The organism is Paenibacillus sp. NN59 (assembly GCF_057597225.1).
Genome location: NZ_CP199678.1, coordinates 1,842,399 through 1,860,342 on the forward strand (window position 1 = coordinate 1,842,399; position 17,944 = coordinate 1,860,342).

19 protein-coding genes and 1 pseudogene are annotated in these 17,944 nt (G+C 46.9%); 14 read left to right on the plus strand and 6 right to left on the minus strand.

Annotation, left to right across the window (positions count from 1 at the left end):
• Positions 1-42: 42 nt before the first annotated feature.
• Positions 43-1,122, minus strand: a complete 1,080-nt coding sequence (locus ACT89M_RS08140; protein ID WP_487345191.1) for an anti sigma factor C-terminal domain-containing protein — start codon at positions 1,120-1,122, stop codon at positions 43-45.
• On the minus strand, positions 1,119-1,631 hold the full coding sequence (locus ACT89M_RS08145) for an RNA polymerase sigma factor (RefSeq protein WP_186375385.1): 513 nt from the start codon (positions 1,629-1,631) through the stop codon (positions 1,119-1,121). The genes ACT89M_RS08140 and ACT89M_RS08145 overlap by 4 nt, the downstream gene beginning before the upstream one ends.
• A 144-nt stretch (positions 1,632-1,775) precedes the next feature.
• Here ACT89M_RS08145 and ACT89M_RS08150 point away from each other — a divergent pair, with 144 nt between their 5' ends.
• From ACT89M_RS08150 to ACT89M_RS08170, 5 genes are all read left to right on the plus strand, one after another.
• Positions 1,776-1,991: a hypothetical protein gene (locus tag ACT89M_RS08150; protein ID WP_487345192.1), complete on the plus strand. Its 216-nt coding sequence runs from the start codon at positions 1,776-1,778 to the stop codon at positions 1,989-1,991.
• An 80-nt stretch (positions 1,992-2,071) separates the two neighbouring features.
• Positions 2,072-2,611 carry an HAD-IIIA family hydrolase gene (locus ACT89M_RS08155; RefSeq protein WP_487345193.1) on the plus strand — a complete coding sequence of 180 codons (540 nt, stop codon included), beginning with the start codon at positions 2,072-2,074 and terminating at the stop codon, positions 2,609-2,611.
• A 28-nt stretch (positions 2,612-2,639) separates the two neighbouring features.
• Positions 2,640-2,981 (plus strand): hypothetical protein, encoded by a 342-nt coding sequence (locus tag ACT89M_RS08160; protein WP_487345194.1) that lies wholly within the window; start codon positions 2,640-2,642, stop codon positions 2,979-2,981.
• 12 nt (positions 2,982-2,993) lie between these two features.
• Positions 2,994-3,281, plus strand: a complete 288-nt coding sequence (locus tag ACT89M_RS08165) for an SHOCT domain-containing protein (RefSeq protein WP_186809575.1) — start codon at positions 2,994-2,996, stop codon at positions 3,279-3,281.
• Positions 3,282-3,323: 42 nt separating this feature from the next.
• Positions 3,324-4,187, plus strand: a complete 864-nt coding sequence (locus ACT89M_RS08170; RefSeq protein ID WP_487345195.1) for a phosphotransferase — start codon at positions 3,324-3,326, stop codon at positions 4,185-4,187.
• Between the two features lie 53 nt (positions 4,188-4,240).
• On the opposite strand, the gene ACT89M_RS08175 is transcribed toward ACT89M_RS08170, so the two are convergent.
• The 3 genes and pseudogenes from ACT89M_RS08175 to ACT89M_RS08185 form a co-directional block, all read right to left on the minus strand.
• Entirely contained in the window at positions 4,241-5,326 is a 1,086-nt protein-coding gene (locus ACT89M_RS08175; protein ID WP_487345196.1) for an ABC transporter substrate-binding protein, read from the minus strand.
• Between the two features lie 26 nt (positions 5,327-5,352).
• Entirely contained in the window at positions 5,353-6,357 is a 1,005-nt protein-coding gene (locus ACT89M_RS08180) for an iron ABC transporter permease (RefSeq protein ID WP_154887127.1), read from the minus strand.
• Positions 6,354-7,403: pseudogene (locus ACT89M_RS08185) on the minus strand (FecCD family ABC transporter permease). The gene ACT89M_RS08180 and the pseudogene ACT89M_RS08185 overlap by 4 nt, the downstream one beginning before the upstream one ends.
• A 103-nt stretch (positions 7,404-7,506) precedes the next feature.
• Here ACT89M_RS08185 and ACT89M_RS08190 point away from each other — a divergent pair.
• The 3 genes from ACT89M_RS08190 to ACT89M_RS08200 all read left to right on the plus strand — a co-directional run bounded on the left by ACT89M_RS08190 (position 7,507) and on the right by ACT89M_RS08200 (position 11,064).
• Entirely contained in the window at positions 7,507-8,187 is a 681-nt protein-coding gene (locus ACT89M_RS08190) for a response regulator transcription factor (protein WP_154887123.1), read from the plus strand.
• Positions 8,184-9,962, plus strand: a complete 1,779-nt coding sequence (locus ACT89M_RS08195; protein WP_308722170.1) for a sensor histidine kinase — start codon at positions 8,184-8,186, stop codon at positions 9,960-9,962. Before ACT89M_RS08190 ends, ACT89M_RS08195 begins: the two co-directional genes overlap by 4 nt.
• Positions 9,963-10,683: 721 nt before the next feature.
• Complete coding sequence (locus ACT89M_RS08200) at positions 10,684-11,064, plus strand: VOC family protein (protein ID WP_154887119.1); 381 nt, start codon at positions 10,684-10,686, stop codon at positions 11,062-11,064.
• A gap of 88 nt (positions 11,065-11,152) precedes the next feature.
• Here ACT89M_RS08200 and ACT89M_RS08205 read toward each other — a convergent pair whose 3' ends face one another.
• Positions 11,153-12,136 (minus strand): cation diffusion facilitator family transporter, encoded by a 984-nt coding sequence (locus ACT89M_RS08205; protein WP_308722169.1) that lies wholly within the window; start codon positions 12,134-12,136, stop codon positions 11,153-11,155.
• A 320-nt stretch (positions 12,137-12,456) separates the two neighbouring features.
• Here ACT89M_RS08205 and ACT89M_RS08210 point away from each other — a divergent pair, with 320 nt between their 5' ends.
• The 6 genes from ACT89M_RS08210 to ACT89M_RS08235 all read left to right on the plus strand — a co-directional run bounded on the left by ACT89M_RS08210 (position 12,457) and on the right by ACT89M_RS08235 (position 17,930).
• The gene (locus tag ACT89M_RS08210; RefSeq protein WP_154887115.1) at positions 12,457-13,134 is read left to right on the plus strand and encodes a response regulator transcription factor; all 678 of its coding nucleotides are present in this window, start codon (positions 12,457-12,459) and stop codon (positions 13,132-13,134) included.
• A complete protein-coding gene (locus ACT89M_RS08215; protein WP_308722168.1) occupies positions 13,131-14,519 on the plus strand; it encodes a sensor histidine kinase in 1,389 nt (462 codons plus the stop codon). The genes ACT89M_RS08210 and ACT89M_RS08215 overlap by 4 nt, the downstream gene beginning before the upstream one ends.
• A 67-nt stretch (positions 14,520-14,586) precedes the next feature.
• The gene (locus ACT89M_RS08220) at positions 14,587-15,834 is read left to right on the plus strand and encodes an ABC transporter permease (RefSeq protein WP_308722167.1); all 1,248 of its coding nucleotides are present in this window, start codon (positions 14,587-14,589) and stop codon (positions 15,832-15,834) included.
• The gene (locus ACT89M_RS08225; protein WP_154887109.1) at positions 15,831-16,508 is read left to right on the plus strand and encodes an ABC transporter ATP-binding protein; all 678 of its coding nucleotides are present in this window, start codon (positions 15,831-15,833) and stop codon (positions 16,506-16,508) included. Before ACT89M_RS08220 ends, ACT89M_RS08225 begins: the two co-directional genes overlap by 4 nt.
• Positions 16,509-16,724: 216 nt before the next feature.
• Entirely contained in the window at positions 16,725-17,264 is a 540-nt protein-coding gene (locus ACT89M_RS08230; RefSeq protein ID WP_154887107.1) for an NUDIX hydrolase, read from the plus strand.
• Positions 17,265-17,420: 156 nt separating this feature from the next.
• Positions 17,421-17,930: a DUF4275 family protein gene (locus tag ACT89M_RS08235; RefSeq protein ID WP_308722166.1), complete on the plus strand. Its 510-nt coding sequence runs from the start codon at positions 17,421-17,423 to the stop codon at positions 17,928-17,930.
• Positions 17,931-17,944 lie beyond the last annotated feature (14 nt).

Here is a 17,944-nt window from a genome sequence, read left to right on the forward strand (position 1 = left end):
TCACACCAAGGCATGATCTCTATTTCAATGGGTCATGTATGCTTAATCCCAATTCCATATCTCTACCCGGTTCAGATGCACATGCCGGAATTCCGGATTCTCGCTAATCTTCTGCAATTCACGTATGGGCCCTGTTACAACAGCTCCATATACTAGTACGCCATTCTTTTTCAGATAGTTAAGTCTTCGTTGATCCCAATCAACACCGTTATAACTGAGGCTGTTCGTCATCCATTCCAGATCAGACATCATGGCTTGGATTTGTTCCTGCATCGTTCCTTCTGACTGTGCCAGCTCCTGATCTTTAGTGTCTCTAGGAAAATAATTAAACCATCGGCCTCCGCCGTCTTCCATTTCATAGAGCGGCTTAAGAGTCAGATGAGGAACATCATAATCAAACAGTCCTGCTCTCGTATAGGAAAGATTTTTTTCCTGCATTTCGCCTGAATAGATCGGCATTGCTGTTACTCGGACATCATACTTAGAGAGCAACTGCATCAATTGCTTCGGCGATTTTAAATTTTTCAATGAGATCGACATCTCGGCAACATGCCCGTCATCTATTTTACGAAGTCGCTTAGAACTGCTGTTTTCCTCCGTGTTCTCATTGGAAGGTTTGCCGTCAACCAAGTCATACGGAAGGTAAAATGGACCGCGTTCGTTACCGTTTAAATAAGCTCCTGTGCTATTCATCTTGTAACTGAATTTACCGGTAATACTCCGTTCGGCCTGAACCTCACCAGTGATCACTTCCGATGAACCGACGAGGCGATATACCTTCAGATTGGCCTTTTGTGTTAAAAAGGGAGTGACTTCAAACGTCTGATGGGGGCTTTTTTCGACGCGCAGTCCGTCACCATGAATCTCCACCACCGAAATAATGGAACGCATGAACTCGTTCCGCACCTTGGATTGATCGAAATACATATGCAGAGCCGTGATATAGACATGATAGAGCACAAATATTAAAAATAGAATTCCCCCTGCGTTCAAGAAAAATTTCCAGCGTGTTTTCCATACCATTCGTCTAAATTGCTTATGACCCCATTCCGGGCGTTGAGGTTCGAAATCATCTGCATGGAGCACATACAGATCATCTGGTTCCGTTGGCTTGGACATCATTCATTCTCTCCTTTCATCTGTAACATCTCTTCTTTGAATCGTGCTCTGGCGCGAAACAGGGTAACTTTGACCTGACTCATATTCATATCCAGAACCTTGCAAAGTTCCTTGTAAGACAGCTCATTCATCTCGCGAAGTAGCAGTACAGTCCGATATTGTTCGGGCAGTTTCTTCATGACCTGTTGAATGAGCTTTACCCGTTCACGAGCGGCGAGTACTTCCTCAGGAGTACGATATGTATTCTCTACACTTTGTTTCTCCAGTTCCCGGCTCATTTCCATTTCCCCGCGGTTCTTTCGGTACCAATCGATAAATAAATGTCGGGCTACTTTGTACAGCCATGCTCTGGCATAGTCGGCATGTTCGGTTTTCATGGATACCATAGCTCTGTAAAATGTTTCTTGAACTAACTCCTCAGCCGTTTCTTGTGATCCACACATTCGGTAGAGATAGAGATGCAGGGAGGATTGGTACTGTTTGAATAGTTCGGCATATAAATCACTCCTCATTCCAGATTTCATCCTCCTTCATTTAAGACAACGGGTGGAGTTGAAAAATGTTACAATTAAATTGAATATTTATTAATAATATGAATTCGATTATGCTTTTGTCAGGCACATAAGTTCATAGACACCAAGGAGATGTACACGACTATGGAGTTATTTACAGCGTTAATTTCCGTTTTTGTATGCATTATTGTTGTGCTTATTGTTGCAGCGGTTGTGCGTTATGCCGTGGATTCGTCCAAAACATCAAGGAAACTTGATCTACTGATGAAGGAAGTACGTGATCTGCGCGTAGAAGTCAGACGGCTTCAACATGCAAAAGAGCAGGAGGATAATAAACATATTATCGATGAAATAGTGTAATAGCTGTGTGAAGCGGTGAGATCTTTAAGTTAGTGAATAGTGATTAATACAATAACTTAAATCGGGAGTGAACAAACCTTATGACTGCAAATCCAAACGTTCAGGCTGTTTTTATCGACAGAGATGGCACGATCGGAGGTACAGGACATTTTATTCATCCGAGAGACTTTGAGTTATATCCGAATGCACAGGAAGCGATTACGCTCTTAAAGCAAAACGGAATGAAGGTTTTTGCACTCACCAATCAACACCGAATTTCACGCGGACAGGCAACGGTTCAGGAGTTTGAACAGCAGTTTCAGGAATACGGATTCGATCAGGCCTACATTTGCTCACATGAAGAAGAATGCGGCTGCCGAAAGCCTAAACCCGGCATGTTACTTCAGGCCGCGGAGCAGTACAATTTGGATTTGACCAAGTGCATCGTAATCGGAGACGTAGGCGAGACAGACATGCTTGCTGCGCATGCTGTAGGCGCGACTAAGGTCATGGTGAGAACAGGCTGGGGCGAATCCTCATTAACGAAGTTCAGAGATAAATGGGCTCAGACGGAGCCGGATTATATTGCAGCAGATATTTTGGAGGCAGTGCATTGGATTATTGACAATTTGAATGAGTAAATGTTCAGTGTATAAGGGGAGTGATGGGATGATCGCAAGAACATGGCATGGAGCGGTACCGCTGGAGAACAAGGAAGCTTTTCTGGAATATGAGGTTGAAACAGGTGTGGAAGATACACTCGCTGTTAAGGGAAATCGCGGAGCGTATCTGAAAGTTGTGGAGCAAGGAGACTACGCACACTTTTTCCTGTGCACCATGTGGGAGGATATGGAGTCCATGATGGTATTTGCAGGGCCGGAGCCTACCATTGCGGTAACTTATCCAAAGGATGAGGAGCTTGGTTTGATCTCTGATCCGATTGTCATTATACAGGAAGTAACCAGTGCAGATAGTCCATTTGAGGATGATAAAAAAGTACATAACATTTAGGGGGGAATGAAGTTGAAGGCATTATCCATCATTGCAGTTGTAGTATTTACATTGACGTTATTTTTCATTTTTGTTTTGGGACCCGTAGACGAGGCGGCTGCAGTAGGATGGGCATTTTTATCTATGTTTTTTGCCATACCTTATTCGATTTTTGTGCTTGTAAAGGTCAATAAATTAAAGAAACCCGTAGTTAATGTCCATGAACAGCTGTTACAATTGGGGGATTTAAAGGACAAAAATATCATCTCGGAGTATGAATTCGACCAGAAGAAAGAGAAGTTGCTTGCAAAGATTAGATAAAACAGGAGAAAGGAGAAGGGGAAAAAGGAAAGGGAGAAACATATGATAAACATCAACCCAAGCACCAAGGAGATCAACGAGCTCTTGCAAAAGCATAGCATTCACGAACACATCGTGGAAGTAAAGCAGCTGTCGGGAACGACGGCGGGGCGGGTGTTCAGGCTACTTGCGAGCTCGGGCGAACGGTACATTTTGAAATGGGATGATCCTGAGGACATTCGTGTTACATGTCAGTTTATGAATACATACAGTGAAGTGATGCTGTTGCCAAAGGTTCTTTTTATGAGTTCGGACAACACTTATTTTTCATACAGCTTTATGGAAGGTGTGACTCATAACCATCGGGGAGCGAAGAAAGCATGGTTAACCCGGCTGGTGAAAGAGCTGTTGAATACATATGTACGTTTGCCGGATACAAAGTTATGGGGAAGAATGGAGTATCCACGTGAGACATGGAAGGCATTCAATCAGATTAGTATCGATGAGGCGAGAGAGAATATTGGTGATGTGCTTACAGCGGAAGACTACAATCTGGTTCAATCTACAGTGAATCGTCTGTTTCATGAGGATGAGTCGGAGAGATTTCTTTTGCACGGGGATGCGGGTGTTCATAATATTGTGTTTGAGCAAAAGGAACTGATTGGGGTCATTGACCCATCTCCGATGGTCGGCCCGGTTCTCTATGATTTTCTCTATGCTTTTTGTTCCTCCCCCGATGACCTCGACCCGATATTGTTATGGGATGTATTCGGTCATCTTGAGCAGGTGACTATGGATAAGTTCAGATTGATGGAAGAAGCAGTGGTTCATCTATACTGCCGGATCGGGCTAAGCAACAAACATCATCCGCAGGACTTGCCTGAGTATCTCGAAGCGTGGGATTTGTGGAAACGGTATATAACATAAAGCCAACCTTCGCTTGGAAGGTTGGCTTTACTTTTGCATTAAGGAAAACCATATTATTTTGTGAAGAATGGAATAGCCTCTTTTAGAATTTCTTCACCCGACAGAGGCCCCTTACCCAGTGCCCATATTTCATCATTAACAACGAGCACATGTTTATCTTTCACCGCTTTAATCGATTGGAAGGTGCTGTTATTCATCCATTTATCCAGGTCAGCCTTCGCCCCATAGATGACCAGATAGTCCGGGTTTTCCTGTACAAGGGTTTCCAGATCTACATCGGCTACGTCAATCTTGCCTGGCGTCTGTTGCTGACTGGACTTGTTCTCATCGAAGCTGTATTCCGCGCCGATTTTCTCCAGCAGAGTTGCGATATATGAGGTTTTCATCCAGATGTAAAAGTTTTTCTCCAGTGCTTTCACGACGATAACTTTAGGTGTGCCCTGGATTTGAGCGTGGGTCTGTTCAATGTTCTGGTTCAGTTCATTCATAACCTGATCATGTTCTTTTTCTTTGCCAAGCAAGGTTCCCAGCATAGCGAAGTTTTGCTCCATGTCTCCGTAACCATTGGTATAGAGCGCGATGGTCGGTGCAATTTTCTCCAGATCCTCACGTATGGCTCCGTGCACATCGGCATTGGCGATAATCAGATCGGGCTTGAGGGAAGAGATGACTTCCAGATTAGGCTGCTGGTGATTTCCAACAAAAGTATAGTCCTTCACCTGATCTTTCAGGTAACCAAGCACTTCCGCTTTATAAGAGCCTGCAATCCCTGCTGGCGTTACACCAAGGGAGACGAGCTCATCCGTGAAGGAGAAATGAAGGGTAACGATTTTTTTGGGCGAGACAGGGAGTTTGGTTTCTCCCCAGGCGTTCTTTACAACAAATGAACCGTCTGAATTAGAGGTAATTGAAGGAGTCGTTGTTGTATTGGCTTCATTTGAACCTTGGTCTGAAGATGATGTTGCAGTGGAGGAAGTGGACGCATTACCACTATCCGTTTTACTCGGTTCATTGGCAGAAGCCGCTGACTCCTTGTCCGATGTAACACCAGCGGTGTTGCCAGCCGTTCCTCCGCCACATGCGGTGAGAACCAGCACAAGAGTTAATATAATTACCATAAATAGTGATGTTCGTTTCATTGGGAATGAACCCTCCATATTGAAAATTATTTTTTCTGTCCTTGCTTGATGATCAGGTATACAAAATAGGGCGCGCCGATTAACGATGTAATGATGCCAACGGGAATCTCCATTGGAGGGATCAGAATGCGGCCAATCATATCGCCAAGCATGACAAGTAGCGCGCCGAGCGCCGCGGTAAATGGGAGGGAACGGATGAAGTTCTCTCCAACCAGCTTATGGGACAGATGTGGAATAATAAGTCCAACAAAGCTGAGATTCCCCGATATACTGGCTGAGCTTGCGGATAAAGCGAGAGCCACAATGAGTAGTACCGTTCGCACCATGCGAACCCGGGTGCCTAAGGACACCAGCACGGATTCATCCAGCTTCAAAACATTTAAGTACCTTACGAGCAACATGGCGGCTAACAATCCTGCTAGCGTCCACGGCCACAACATCTCCACATGTTGCAAGCTGCGCGCATATAAGCTGCCTTTAAGCCAGACCAGTGCCTGACTGGAACTCATGGCATATTTAACGATAAGCATTTTGATGATGGCCTGTAATGCAGAACTAACGGCTATACCCACAAGAGCGAGACGGATCATGGATGTGCCCTGGCGGCGATAAGCGAGCAGGAAAATGATTAGACTTGCCGCTGCCGAACCTGCCATCGAATAGAAAGGCAACCAGATTGCGGGTGTTAACGGCGCAAGTAAAATAATGACTACGGTCACCAGCCCGCCACCTGCTGTTGCCCCGATGACATCAGGTGAAGCCAGAGGATTACGCAGGACAGTTTGCAGGATGGCACCTGCGACAGATGCAGCAATGCCTACAAGCATGGCGCAGAGAACACGAGGCAACCGAAGCTCATAGATCGTGCCCGATTGCGCTTGAAACTGGGCGATGATTTCATGGAACGTAACGGGGGTTGCCCCGAAACGAAGCGACAGGATGAATACCAGCGCTAACGAGAATAAGACTGCGGTCATCAGTGCAGCAAAGCTCCAGTTGGATCGGGAGGACGGATTTTTTAAACATGTCATGAACGTTTCCTCCCGCGCATGCGCATGAGCACGATGAAGAACGGTGCTCCAATAAACGCAGTAATAAGTCCAACCGGTGCTTCCAACGGATAGAAAAGCAGGCGTCCGATCAGATCGGCATACACGAGAAGCACACTGCCTGTCAGCGCAGCGAGTGGTACAATCACCCGATAATCGATACCTGTTAACGTACGAATAATATGTACTGCCATTAAGCCAATGAACCCGATGGGGCCGCATACCGCCGTTGCTGCACCAACGAGCACAATAATGGCTACCATGATTCCGCTCCGTACCATGGTTAACCGTTGTCCGACAGATATCGCTGTATCCTCACCCATAGACAATACATTTAACTGGGACGCAAACAAGCAACAAAGGATACTGACGGGAACGAGAGTGACTAGCGAGAACATGACATCTTCCCAGGACATGCCCGACAGATCGCCGGCCATCCAGCGCAGCAGTTGTTACAGATCGGTATCATGGAATATGATCAGCGTGGTGGTCATTGAACTAAAGAACAGACTGTTCACGAGCCCGGTGAGCACCACACTGCTAGAACTGAAGCGACTTCGCACACTGAGCACATAAATGAGAATGCCGCTGAGCGCAGTTCCCAACATGGAAGCCGTTACGGTGAAAAAACGGAATGTTTGGAACTGCATCAGCACCATCAGTGCAGCAATCGCCATGTTGGCCCCCTGATTAATGCCCATAACCTCCGGGTCTGCCAGATCATTCGATGTTAAAGACTGAAGCAGACATCCCGCAATACCGAGTCCGGCACCAACAAGTACCGCAGCGAGAATTCGGGGCAGTCTAATCGTGGTTACCGAGCGAATCAGGGATTCGTTGTCCGTCCAGGCGAACCAGTTGAACAGGATCGGTTCCTTGCGACTGGGTTGCAGATGAAAGATCACGGCCAGATATGCGCCCGCAACAAGCAGGATAAGTAATGTCAGGCCGATCCAGATGGGCTTCGACAGGCCTAGATGTTTTCGTACGGCAGAAGCACGAGATGAATTATGAAATGAAAGAAACATGCCGGATTACGTTCATCCCCTTTTCGTTTTTAATGAAAATGATTATCATTGTTGATATAATACATAACAGTTGTGTGATTCATGTGTGTTTAGGAGGAAAATTGTGAGACGTTCCGTTTTATTAATAGAAGATGAAGAATCCATTCGTGAGCTGGTCACGGATTACTTCAAGCAATCCGCTTGGCAAGTTATTGAAGCAGCTAACGGGGAAGAAGCACTTGAACTGTTCAATGCCTGTCCTCCAGACTTGGTGATTGTAGATCTGATGATTCCCAAAGTGAGTGGCTGGAATGTGTGCCGGCAGATTCGATCTCAGTCTACCGTGCCCATCATTATCCTTACTGCAAAATCGGAAGAAGAGAATAAGCTGCTGGGCTTTGAGCTAGGTGCCGACGATTATGTGACGAAACCGTTCAGCCCGCGAGTGCTGGTTGCCCGCGCGGAGACATTAATGAAACGTGTGGACAATACAGTAGGACAGGAAGATCCGATCATTTCTTTTGGCAATATAAAAGTATATGAGAGAAAACGCGTAGTGGAGTCAGATGGTCAGCCTGTCGAGCTGTCCTATAAGGAATATGATGTGTTGCTACACCTGCTCAGGCATCGAAACTTCCCTTTGACGCGTGAACATTTGTTAAACCAGGTGTGGGGTGTGGACTATTTTGGCGACCCTCGCGTGGTAGATACTCATATCAAAAATCTGCGTAAAAAATTAGGTGAAGATGCCGGATATATTCGTACGGTGTTTCGCATCGGGTACAAGTTTGAGGTTGAATCGTGAAAACGAGAGGGATCGTATTTAAGCTTTTTGCTGCCAATCTTGTATTTTATATCGTCTTCTTTGCAACGGTTGTGGCAGGACATTTCTGGTTCTTTGAACGTTTCTACCAGCATGAACGAGCCAGTGATTTGGGGAAAAAGCTAACATCCTTCGCTATGGATTATGCCCGGCAGAAATGGCCTGAGGAGAAAACACCTATGGTGATGGGCAGTTTCATTACACAAAATCATGTGCAAATGGCGGTTCTAAGTAAAGAGGGTGAGGTTCGCTACGATAACCCGTTTCGAATTCAACTGAACACGGATAAGGGACAATCGCTACCTGTGGCCGTTTCCTTTTTTCCAGACATCTCGGCTCTGACTTCGTATGGTTTGCAGCCTGGTGATCGCGTGACGGTGCAAGGTGCTTATTACATGGAGCATGGAAACGCGCTGTTCTCGCCTTATGTCATTCGTAAAGAGGGGTCACCCGCGGTTGGGGTGCTTCCTCACAACGCCGATCGGGAAGGCGTCATTGAGATTAGTGGCACCGTAAACTCGGTATTGTTGCCTGCGCCGGGTCAGTGGAATAACCGGGAAGGTATTATGGCGGCCGCGCTGCGCGTGTGGTTTCCTTTGCCGGAAGCAGAGCGGGAGCAGTTGGATCGGGGCGAAGCATTTCATACCGAATGGAAGGAACCTGTGAGCGGTGTACATAATCTGGTGTTTGTGCAACCGATTGTTCGTGATGGTAAGGTCGTGGAGTATCTGTTTGCTCTAACGCCCTTGACGCAGCTTGGGGAGGCATTTGGCGCGCTGGAGGTGTATTATGCCTTTTTCAGTATTGCCGGAGGGCTACTGCTGATGGTGGTTCTGTCCTTTTTCTTCTCCAAAATCGTTTCACGTCCGTTATTACAATTGAATCGTGATGCGGCTCGCATGGCAAATCTGGATTTCACGGCCATGGCCCCGATTCAGAGTAATGATGAGCTGGGTAGTCTGTCCGAAAGTCTCGTCAGTCTTTCTTCCAATCTGGATCGTACGCTAAAGGAGCTTCAACTCACGAACGAGAAACTGGTGCTGGAGATGGAATATAAAAGCCGGATGGAGCAGTTGCAGAAACGTTTTGTGTCGGATGCTTCGCATGAATTAAAAACACCCATCAGTGTGGTGAAGGGATATGCGGAAGGACTTCTGGATCAGATCGCGGAAAATAAACGTGAGCGTTATATTCGTACCATTTTGCGAGAAGCCGATCGGATGGAAAAGCTGGTGCTCGATATGCTGGAATTGACCCGGCTAGAGGCTGGCGCGGTGAAGCTACGTATGGAATCTTTTACGGCGGATCAACTTGTAGCTGAATGTGTGGAGAAGATGAGACAACTCGCCAAGGCTAAGCAGATGAAGTTCGAGGTGCAGGGTGACCGCGATGTACATGTCTGGGCAGATGCCGAGAAGATGCAGCAGGTCTTGCTGAATTATGTGAGTAATGCGATTCGCAACGGGAATGAAGGAAGTACGATTCGGATGGAGATTAGACATAATCGTGAGCATGAACAAGTGTGTATAATTGTAGAAAATGAAGGGCCTTCCATTGCAGAGCATGAGCTGACACGGATATGGGATCGGTTCTACCGCGAAGAGGATGCGCGCAGTCGTCAAGCCGGTGGAACCGGGCTGGGGTTATCTATCGTGAAGGAGATTGTACAACTGCATCAGCAGTCCTATGGTGTAGCAAATACGCCGAATGGCGTAAAATTTTATTTTACGTTGCAAAGCTCGTCGGAAGATGAGTGATTGTTCCTGAACGTACTGGTCGATGATCGGATTTCTGTGGCTGGAGTACTGTTGAAATAAAAGGGATCGTGGAAATGTTTATCAGCTTATAAGAAGAGGGCCTTGGCTTAAAGCCAGGGCTCTTGTCATTTTAATTAATACTTCATGAAAAGAATCTATAGGCACGTTTACCGGGTGTCGCTACGACTTAAGTAGTACTCCAGCTCTGAAATGAGAGTGTCAGAATTCTAACGATCCCCACGAAGCTTATTTACTCTGATATGAGGGTGTCCAAACTCTAACGATCTCCAGGAAGCTTATTTCATCCAGAAACATAAAAAATATACTGTATTGGCGCAAAATCAGCTAAATAGCGTCTCTGGTGATCGTTAGAAAATAAAAAGCAGCGAAACAGGCCAAATAAGGCTTCTGGTGATCGTTAGCGTTTTAGTTGAGTAAGGATATAATGATATCGTACCATTCAATAGCCTTTTTTCATTGACGTTTAGGAGGGGTCAGGTATGGTGGATTTAATTTTTCATATGGGGAATAGAACATGGGGAGGATATGTAATTCTAAATTGGGATGAGATTGATATTTAGACAATTACAATTGGATTGCATACATAACGGATGTGTGTCGCCGAAAAACACGCTAGACGTACTGTAATTATATCTATAAAATGTTATTATAAAACGAAACATAGTTTCGTTGAGTGAAACTTAATAGGAGGATGAATCAAATGGCCTATCATTTCAATGGCATTGATCATGTGCAGTTGGCTGCTCCTGAAGGTTGCGAGAAGGAAGCTAGAGATTTTTTTAATCAAATTCTTGGATGGACAGAAATTCCAAAGCCTGCACTGTTGCAAAAACGCGGCGGTGTGTGGTTTCAATGCGGCGTCCATCAGGTTCATATCGGTGTTCAACATGATTTTGTACCCGCTTCCAAAGCCCATCCGGCCTTTCATGTCCAGAACCTGGAGGAGTTACGCGAACACCTGCACAAGCACAGTATCCAAGTATTAGATGATGAAGCAAGAGCAGACGAGGGAGTACGGCGTTTTTATCTGAATGATCCCTTCGGGAATCGACTGGAGTTTCTGGAATTCATTGCAGTATAAACAGCAAAAAACAGGGCGATCCCTTAACGGGAACCGTCCTGTTTTGCCTTATCCCAATAAAAGGGAGTATCCGCTAACCTGCAATACATCAATGATGGTGATGCGCATGTGCATCGGGTGCGTCACCTTTGACGGTGCAGAGGACGGAGGTATCGTGAAGATGCTTTTCAGACTCAACCTGCAAGGTGACATGTTTGATCTCTTTGTGCTCCAGCAGATGCTCAATTTTCTGTACAAGCACCTCGGACGCATATACATCCATCGTTCCATCTACCACGATATGGGCAGTCAGTGCGTTCAGGTTACTGGTGATCGACCAGACGTGAACATCGTGAACACCTTTGACGCCATCCACCTGCTGAATCGTCTGCACCAGATCGTTCACATCGACGTTTACGGGTGTGCCTTCCATGAGAATGTGCAAAGAAGATTTGGTGACATAAAATCCACTGCGTAATACCAGCACCGCCACGATGACACTTGCCAGCGGATCAGCCCAGCCCCAGCCGAAGAACATCATGAGCAGGGCAGCAGCAATCGCACCAATCGAGCCGAGCATGTCGCTGATCACGTGAAGATAAGCACCGCGCATGTTCAGGTTGCTCTCGGTATCGCTGCCACGCATCATAATCCAGGCGACCAGAATGTTCACGAGCAATCCGATTGTACTGATGATCAGCATGCCCATCGTTGCCACTTCGGGCGGGTGGATGAAGCGGCCAATAGCCTCGTAGAAAATATAAAGTGCAATGGCAATTAACGTCACGCCGTTTAACGTGGCTGCCAGAATTTCAAAGCGTCTGTAACCGTAGGTTTTCCCCGTATTGACGGCTTTGGCTCCATATGTGAACGCGAGCAAAGCAATACCGAGCGCGATAGAGTCCGAGAGCATATGACCTGCATCGGAGATGAGTGCAAGACTGTTCGTAATGAATCCCCCGAAGGTTTCTACGATCATGTAGAAGGTAATGATAATGAAGGAAAAGAGCAGTACCTTTTTGTTATTCGTGCCGTGCGCGTGATTGTGTCCATGATCGTGGGTATGATTGTGCCCATGTTGTTGTCCTGACATTGTAATCCTCTCCTTTGGAACGATCCTCTGTTATGTATGTTGCGTGATCATATAGCGTTACGTGTTACTTGTGGATGTGTTGCTGATCATTTTTGTAATACGGTTCACTCCTATTTATATGAACATATGAGCAATCACTCATATGTCGTAAACTTATTATAATTCGGCCTCATAGTAGTGTCAACCAGATTTGCGAAAATATAAACATGCATCCACACAGACAGCTGTAATGTCAACTGCACCACTTAACTGCACTGGCTAATGGCTTCGTTTTTGTGCTACCATCGGGGCAGGATCACTATAGAAGGGCGGACTACGAGATGAAACATCTGCTACTAGCAGACGATGATGCGAATATTCGCGCACTGTTGCGCCATGTCATGACGAAGGAGGGATACCGGGTACATGAAGCACAGGATGGTGTGGAGGCGGTCCAAATGATACAGCAGACCCCCATCGATCTTGCGATCTTGGATGTGATGATGCCAGGCATGGACGGACTTGAACTGTGTGATTACATACGTCAGCATTACGACATTCCTATTATATTGCTGACCGCAAGGGATCAGCTGGCAGACAAGAAAGAAGGATATTTGCGGGGCACGGATGAGTATGTGACCAAGCCGTTTGAACCTGAGGAACTGGTGTACCGGGTCAAAGCGTTGTTTCGCCGATATCATCGAACTTCCAGCGATATCATTCGCATGAACCGGATTGTGATTGACCGCAACAATGTGGAAGTAAGCGATGGACAGTCGATTCTTTTTTTACCGATGAAAGAGTTTGAACTACTGTCTCAGCTTGCGCAGTTTCCGGGGCGCCTGTTCTCGCGTGATGAATTGATTCGTCTTGTCTGGGGGGCGGATTATGAAGGGGACGACCGAACGGTCGACGTACATATCAAGCGGTTGCGTGACCGCTTTGCGGACTATACAGATGATTTTGTGATTCAGACGGTGCGGGGCATTGGATACAAAATCGAGGTGAAATCGCATTGAGATCGTTATACGTTCGCATATTTCTCATTACGGTGGCGGTGATTATCGTCAGTAGTTTGCTCGGATTCTTTTTCTCCAACATCTACTATCACGCTAAACTCAAAGACTTTAATGATGAGAAGTTGGTTGGTATCGCCATGGACATGAAAAAGTTTGCCGAAGAGCAGCCTGAGCCGAGTACGGTTCAGCGATATCTTCACAATGCAGCGGCATTAGGATACGAAATCTATGTCACCGATGGTCAAGGCGATGATCAGTTTTACGGCCGTGAATTCCGCGAAAAGGAGTTGGACAAGCAGGCTGTTCGTCTGGTTCTAGGCGGCGATGTGTATCATGGCGTGGCCGAGTTTCCGAGCCAACCGTTTATTACCGGATTTTTTGACAACCAATTAAGCAATACGGTGGGGGTTCCACTTCAGGTGGGCGAGGTTCGTTACGCCATGTTCATGCGTCCCGATGTTATTTTGCAATTTGGAGAACTGCGGATTTTCTTTGCGCTCATTGGGGCATTGACGGTGGGTATCAGTGTCCTGATCTTTCTGTTCAGTACGCGTTATCTGGTCAATCCGATTGAACGGCTGTCTGAAGCGACGAAACGTATTGCGCAGGGCAATTATAATCTGAAATTAAATACAGCAAGGCGTGACGAGATCGGGCAACTCGCCCAGCATTTTATGACGATGAGCCGAGAATTGGAACGGGTGGATCAGGCGCGGCAACAGTTTGTGTCCAACGTATCCCATGAGATCCAGTCACCGTTAACCTCCATTCAGGGATTTGCGCAATTGGTAGCGGATCCGGAACTACCGGAGCAAGAACGTGCGCACTATGCATCCATTATTGAAAAAGAGAGCCGGCATCTCTCGTTGCTCAGTAAACAATTGTTACTCCTGTCTTCCTTGGAACAGGGTCATGAAGATATGACGCAAACCCAAGCTACCTTCGCGCTGAGAAGCCAATTCCGTCAGGCGGTTCAAGTGTTGCAATGGCAATTGGAGGAGAAAGAGTTATCCCTGCGCATGTCTGTACCGGAATCCATAAAGATTACAGGCAATGAAGTGTTACTGATGCAGGTTTGGATGAACTTGCTTGGTAATGCGGTGCAGCATCTGCCGAAGGGCCGTAGCATTGAGGTTCGGGCAGAGCAGTTGGATAAAGCGTGTGTCGTGTATATTCAGGATACTGGAGACGGAATTGCAGCCGAGCATCTGCCTTTTTTGTTTGACCGTTTCTACCGGGCGGATCATGCACGTGAACGTTCATCTGGCGGGACCGGCCTGGGCCTTGCGATTGTGCAGAAAATTATTCGTCTCCATCACGGCACCATTGAGGTGTCCAGTTCAGCTGAAGGCACGCTCTTTACCGTAACGCTTCCACAGATGTAATGTGTTATTCATTTTCCGTTCATTTTCACCTCCTATACTTGGATTATCAAGAGGGAGGTCAGAGCAAATGTACTTGGCTATACGGGAAATGAGGTTTGCAAAAGGACGATACGCATTGATTGCCACCATCATGGTGCTGGTTTCGTTTCTGGTGTTGTTTGTAACCGGACTTGCGCAGGGGCTGTCGTATGATAACGCAGCTTCGATTAAAAATATGGCAGCAACCCATTTTATACTCGAACAGGATTCGAATCATCGATTTACTCGTTCACAGGTGGGCCAGCAGGAGCTGGATGAGGCCCGTGCTGTCGTTGGACAGGATAATGCCGAGCCGCTTGGGGTTCGAATGACGACCGTCAGCCCGGCGGACGATACCAAGAAGATCGATGTCACCCTATTCATGGTGAACTCGGGAAGCTGGCTGGCGCCAACGGTTACCGAAGGCAATGCGATCAACGATCAGTCCGCAGGGCAGGTGGTGGTCGATCGGAAGCTGGCGAAATCCGGCGTCACGATTGGCACGGTTCTGGTGGATCAAGCCTCGGGGACGGAGTGGACAGTGAGTGGTTTTGTGCAAAATGAATCGTTCAGTCACGCACCGGTGGTGTTTATGAATGAGCAGGAATGGCTTACATTGCAAGCTGGATCACGTACTGTGCAGGCAACATCTGCAATAGGTCGAGTAGACACCGGCACTGGCACTGGAACAAGCGCGATTGCTAAAGCGAATACTGACGCTATTGGCACTGAAAAGAGCGCTGAAGCTGTAATGGGTACATCGACTCCATCTGGTTCACTGAATGCGCCAGTTTACAATGCAATCGCGGTCAAAGGTGCGGATGATCAAGTGAGCAAGTTGAGTGCCGCCTTACCAAAGACAGAGATCATCACCAAATCGGATGCGGTATCCGCTATTCCAGGTTACAAGGAGGAGCAGGGCTCATTATTGATGATGATTGCTTTCCTGTACGTCATCTCGGCATTTGTACTGGCGGTATTTTTCTACGTCATTACAATTCAGAAGACCAGTCAATTTGGCATTTTAAAAGCGATTGGAACACGAAACGGTTATCTGGCAGGCAGTGTGTCGCTACAAGTGTTGCTGTTGTCCGTCGGTAGTCTGGTGATTAGCGTATTGCTTGTGCGGCTGTTAGAATCTGTTCTTCCAGCATCTATGCCTTTTCAATTAGGAATATCCACCCTTGCATTGACCTGTGTGTTATTCATTCTGATGTCGATGGCGGGTTCGTTGTTCTCGGTGTGGAAGGTTACCAAAATTGATGCACTCGATGCGATTGGGAGGACGGCAGCATGAGAAAACGACTGGAATTACAAGGGATTACACAGACATTTGATGACGGTGGCAGCCAGCGTACAATATTGGATCGCCTTGATCTTCAGGTGGCAGAAGGAGAACTTGTCGCCGTGATGGGCCCTTCGGGTTCAGGAAAAAGTACATTTCTGTCCATTGCAGGTGCACTGCTCGAACCCACGGATGGGGAGGTACTACTGGATGGCTCTTCGATCATGGGCAAAAGTAAAACGGACATCTCGGATGTGCGGCTGCGCCAGCTCGGATTTATATTTCAAAGTGCGAATCTGATTCCTTACCTGAAGGTGGAGGAGCAGTTATTAGTAGTAGCGAAGCTTGCGGGTATGGACAAAAGTAAAGCCGAGCGCCGTGCAGGTGAACTGCTGGAGACGGTGGGCCTGTCTCACCGGCGCAAAGCATATACTGACAAGCTGTCCGGCGGAGAACGCCAGCGCGTTGCCATTGCGCGGGCGCTAATGAATGATCCGGCTGTGCTACTGGCGGATGAACCGACGGCTAGCCTCGATGCGGAGCGCGGGCTGGATATTGTAGGCACGATTGCGCGGCTCGTGAAGGAGCAGGGCAAGAGTGCGGTGATGGTTACGCATGATGAGCGGATTTTGCCGCTCTGTAGCCGGGTTCTTTTTTTGGAAAAGGGAAAGCTGGTAGCACGTTAGAGGATTGTGAATTTGCTTTTCGAAGAAATAAGTTGATGAGAAATACGCTTAACGGTTAGTTCCAGTGCGATGAGAGGGTCACAGCTCCTGTGGGAGAGGTGGCCTTCTTTTTGTGTTTTCGACTATAATTGGAAGGGAATGGCGTGTACGTTGAGGTAAAGATTCAGGCTACGAATGGATGACAGTACATCATGAATTTCATTGGGAGAGGATTGGATGCGAATGAACAGCATAGATGCACAACAATTTCCGGCACTGAGTACGTCGATCCACTGGGGAATCATTGAGGCGGAGTTTAGGCTGGGCGAGCAAATAGACGAGACACTGGTGAGTAATGTGAGCATTATTCCGTTTGTTGGAGAAGAGTGTGTTGTGTTTCAACTGGATAACGGACTGTGGGAACTGCCCGGAGGAACGTTGGAAGCAGGCGAGCACTATATGGACGGATTGAAACGTGAACTGATGGAAGAATTAGGCGCGGAGCTACGTAGCTACCAAGTTTTTGGACAGTTTCATTGCACTTCCAGTGCTCTTGAGCCGTATAGACCTCACATTCCGCATCCGCATTTCATTAGAGTCATTGGTTACGGTGATGTGGAATTGGTATGTGAACCGCTCAATCCCGAAGATGGGGAGCAGGTGGTGGCGGTTGAGGCCGTAGAGATTGATGAAGCGGTACGGCGTTTTCGGGAACAGAACAGACATGATATTGCCGAGATGTACGAACTGGCCTATGTGCTGCGAAAAAACAGATAAGGGCTGATATAACCGAAGACGAAGGGCATTGTTGGAGTTTTGAAATTTAGTGAGAGAATCTATACGCTTCCATTGGAGTTGCTGTGTGATAGGTATGTACGTATCTCATGATCGATAAATGTTTTTTGAAAGTATCTACATAAAGGAGGTTCACCCATGATTCGAGAAGAGATTAATCGGATGCTGGATGTGTTGCCGGAAAGTGAACTTAACGTGGCATACTCACGAGTTGAAATGGTGTACCGCAAATATATGTATGAGAAAATGATCGCGGACAAGGGAGTACAAGTGACCGAGTTGTGCGAGGAATCGGAGGAGATTGTTCAGCGTTGGGATGAGGTGTTTGCCCATAACCTGGATGATGTTTTAAAAGAATCGATCTATTACAGCCAGTACAAATGGCATATGTTCAGTTACGAACAGCAGGAATGTTTAGAAGGGGAAGCAGCGCGAGCGGCCTTCGATGCGGAGGGGAAACATGATTTATATGTGATGTATCAACATTCACCATATATACAGGTCTACGAAAATGCAAGCGCTGTTGTCGCAACTGATTTTGATGAACAACAGGACATCTATATCTTTGACAAGGCGTTCACATGGACATATGTACATACGCATGAATCGATGTGCGGGCCGTATTTTTATAAAATCGAGCAGGCATAGAGGGAGGGAGTTCC

Coding starts and splice junctions, on each gene's coding strand:
- ACT89M_RS08230 (WP_154887107.1), top strand. CDS start 16,725: ATGCGAATGAACAGCATAGATGCACAACAATTTCCGGCACTGAGTACG.
- ACT89M_RS08170 (WP_487345195.1), top strand. CDS start 3,324: ATGATAAACATCAACCCAAGCACCAAGGAGATCAACGAGCTCTTGCAA.
- ACT89M_RS08210 (WP_154887115.1), top strand. CDS start 12,457: ATGAAACATCTGCTACTAGCAGACGATGATGCGAATATTCGCGCACTG.
- ACT89M_RS08160 (WP_487345194.1), top strand. CDS start 2,640: ATGATCGCAAGAACATGGCATGGAGCGGTACCGCTGGAGAACAAGGAA.
- ACT89M_RS08180 (WP_154887127.1), bottom strand. CDS start 6,357: ATGACATGTTTAAAAAATCCGTCCTCCCGATCCAACTGGAGCTTTGCT.
- ACT89M_RS08155 (WP_487345193.1), top strand. CDS start 2,072: ATGACTGCAAATCCAAACGTTCAGGCTGTTTTTATCGACAGAGATGGC.
- ACT89M_RS08175 (WP_487345196.1), bottom strand. CDS start 5,326: ATGAAACGAACATCACTATTTATGGTAATTATATTAACTCTTGTGCTG.
- ACT89M_RS08140 (WP_487345191.1), bottom strand. CDS start 1,122: ATGATGTCCAAGCCAACGGAACCAGATGATCTGTATGTGCTCCATGCA.
- ACT89M_RS08150 (WP_487345192.1), top strand. CDS start 1,776: ATGGAGTTATTTACAGCGTTAATTTCCGTTTTTGTATGCATTATTGTT.
- ACT89M_RS08225 (WP_154887109.1), top strand. CDS start 15,831: ATGAGAAAACGACTGGAATTACAAGGGATTACACAGACATTTGATGAC.
- ACT89M_RS08205 (WP_308722169.1), bottom strand. CDS start 12,136: ATGTCAGGACAACAACATGGGCACAATCATACCCACGATCATGGACAC.
- ACT89M_RS08235 (WP_308722166.1), top strand. CDS start 17,421: ATGATTCGAGAAGAGATTAATCGGATGCTGGATGTGTTGCCGGAAAGT.
- ACT89M_RS08200 (WP_154887119.1), top strand. CDS start 10,684: ATGGCCTATCATTTCAATGGCATTGATCATGTGCAGTTGGCTGCTCCT.
- ACT89M_RS08145 (WP_186375385.1), bottom strand. CDS start 1,631: ATGAGGAGTGATTTATATGCCGAACTATTCAAACAGTACCAATCCTCC.
- ACT89M_RS08220 (WP_308722167.1), top strand. CDS start 14,587: ATGTACTTGGCTATACGGGAAATGAGGTTTGCAAAAGGACGATACGCA.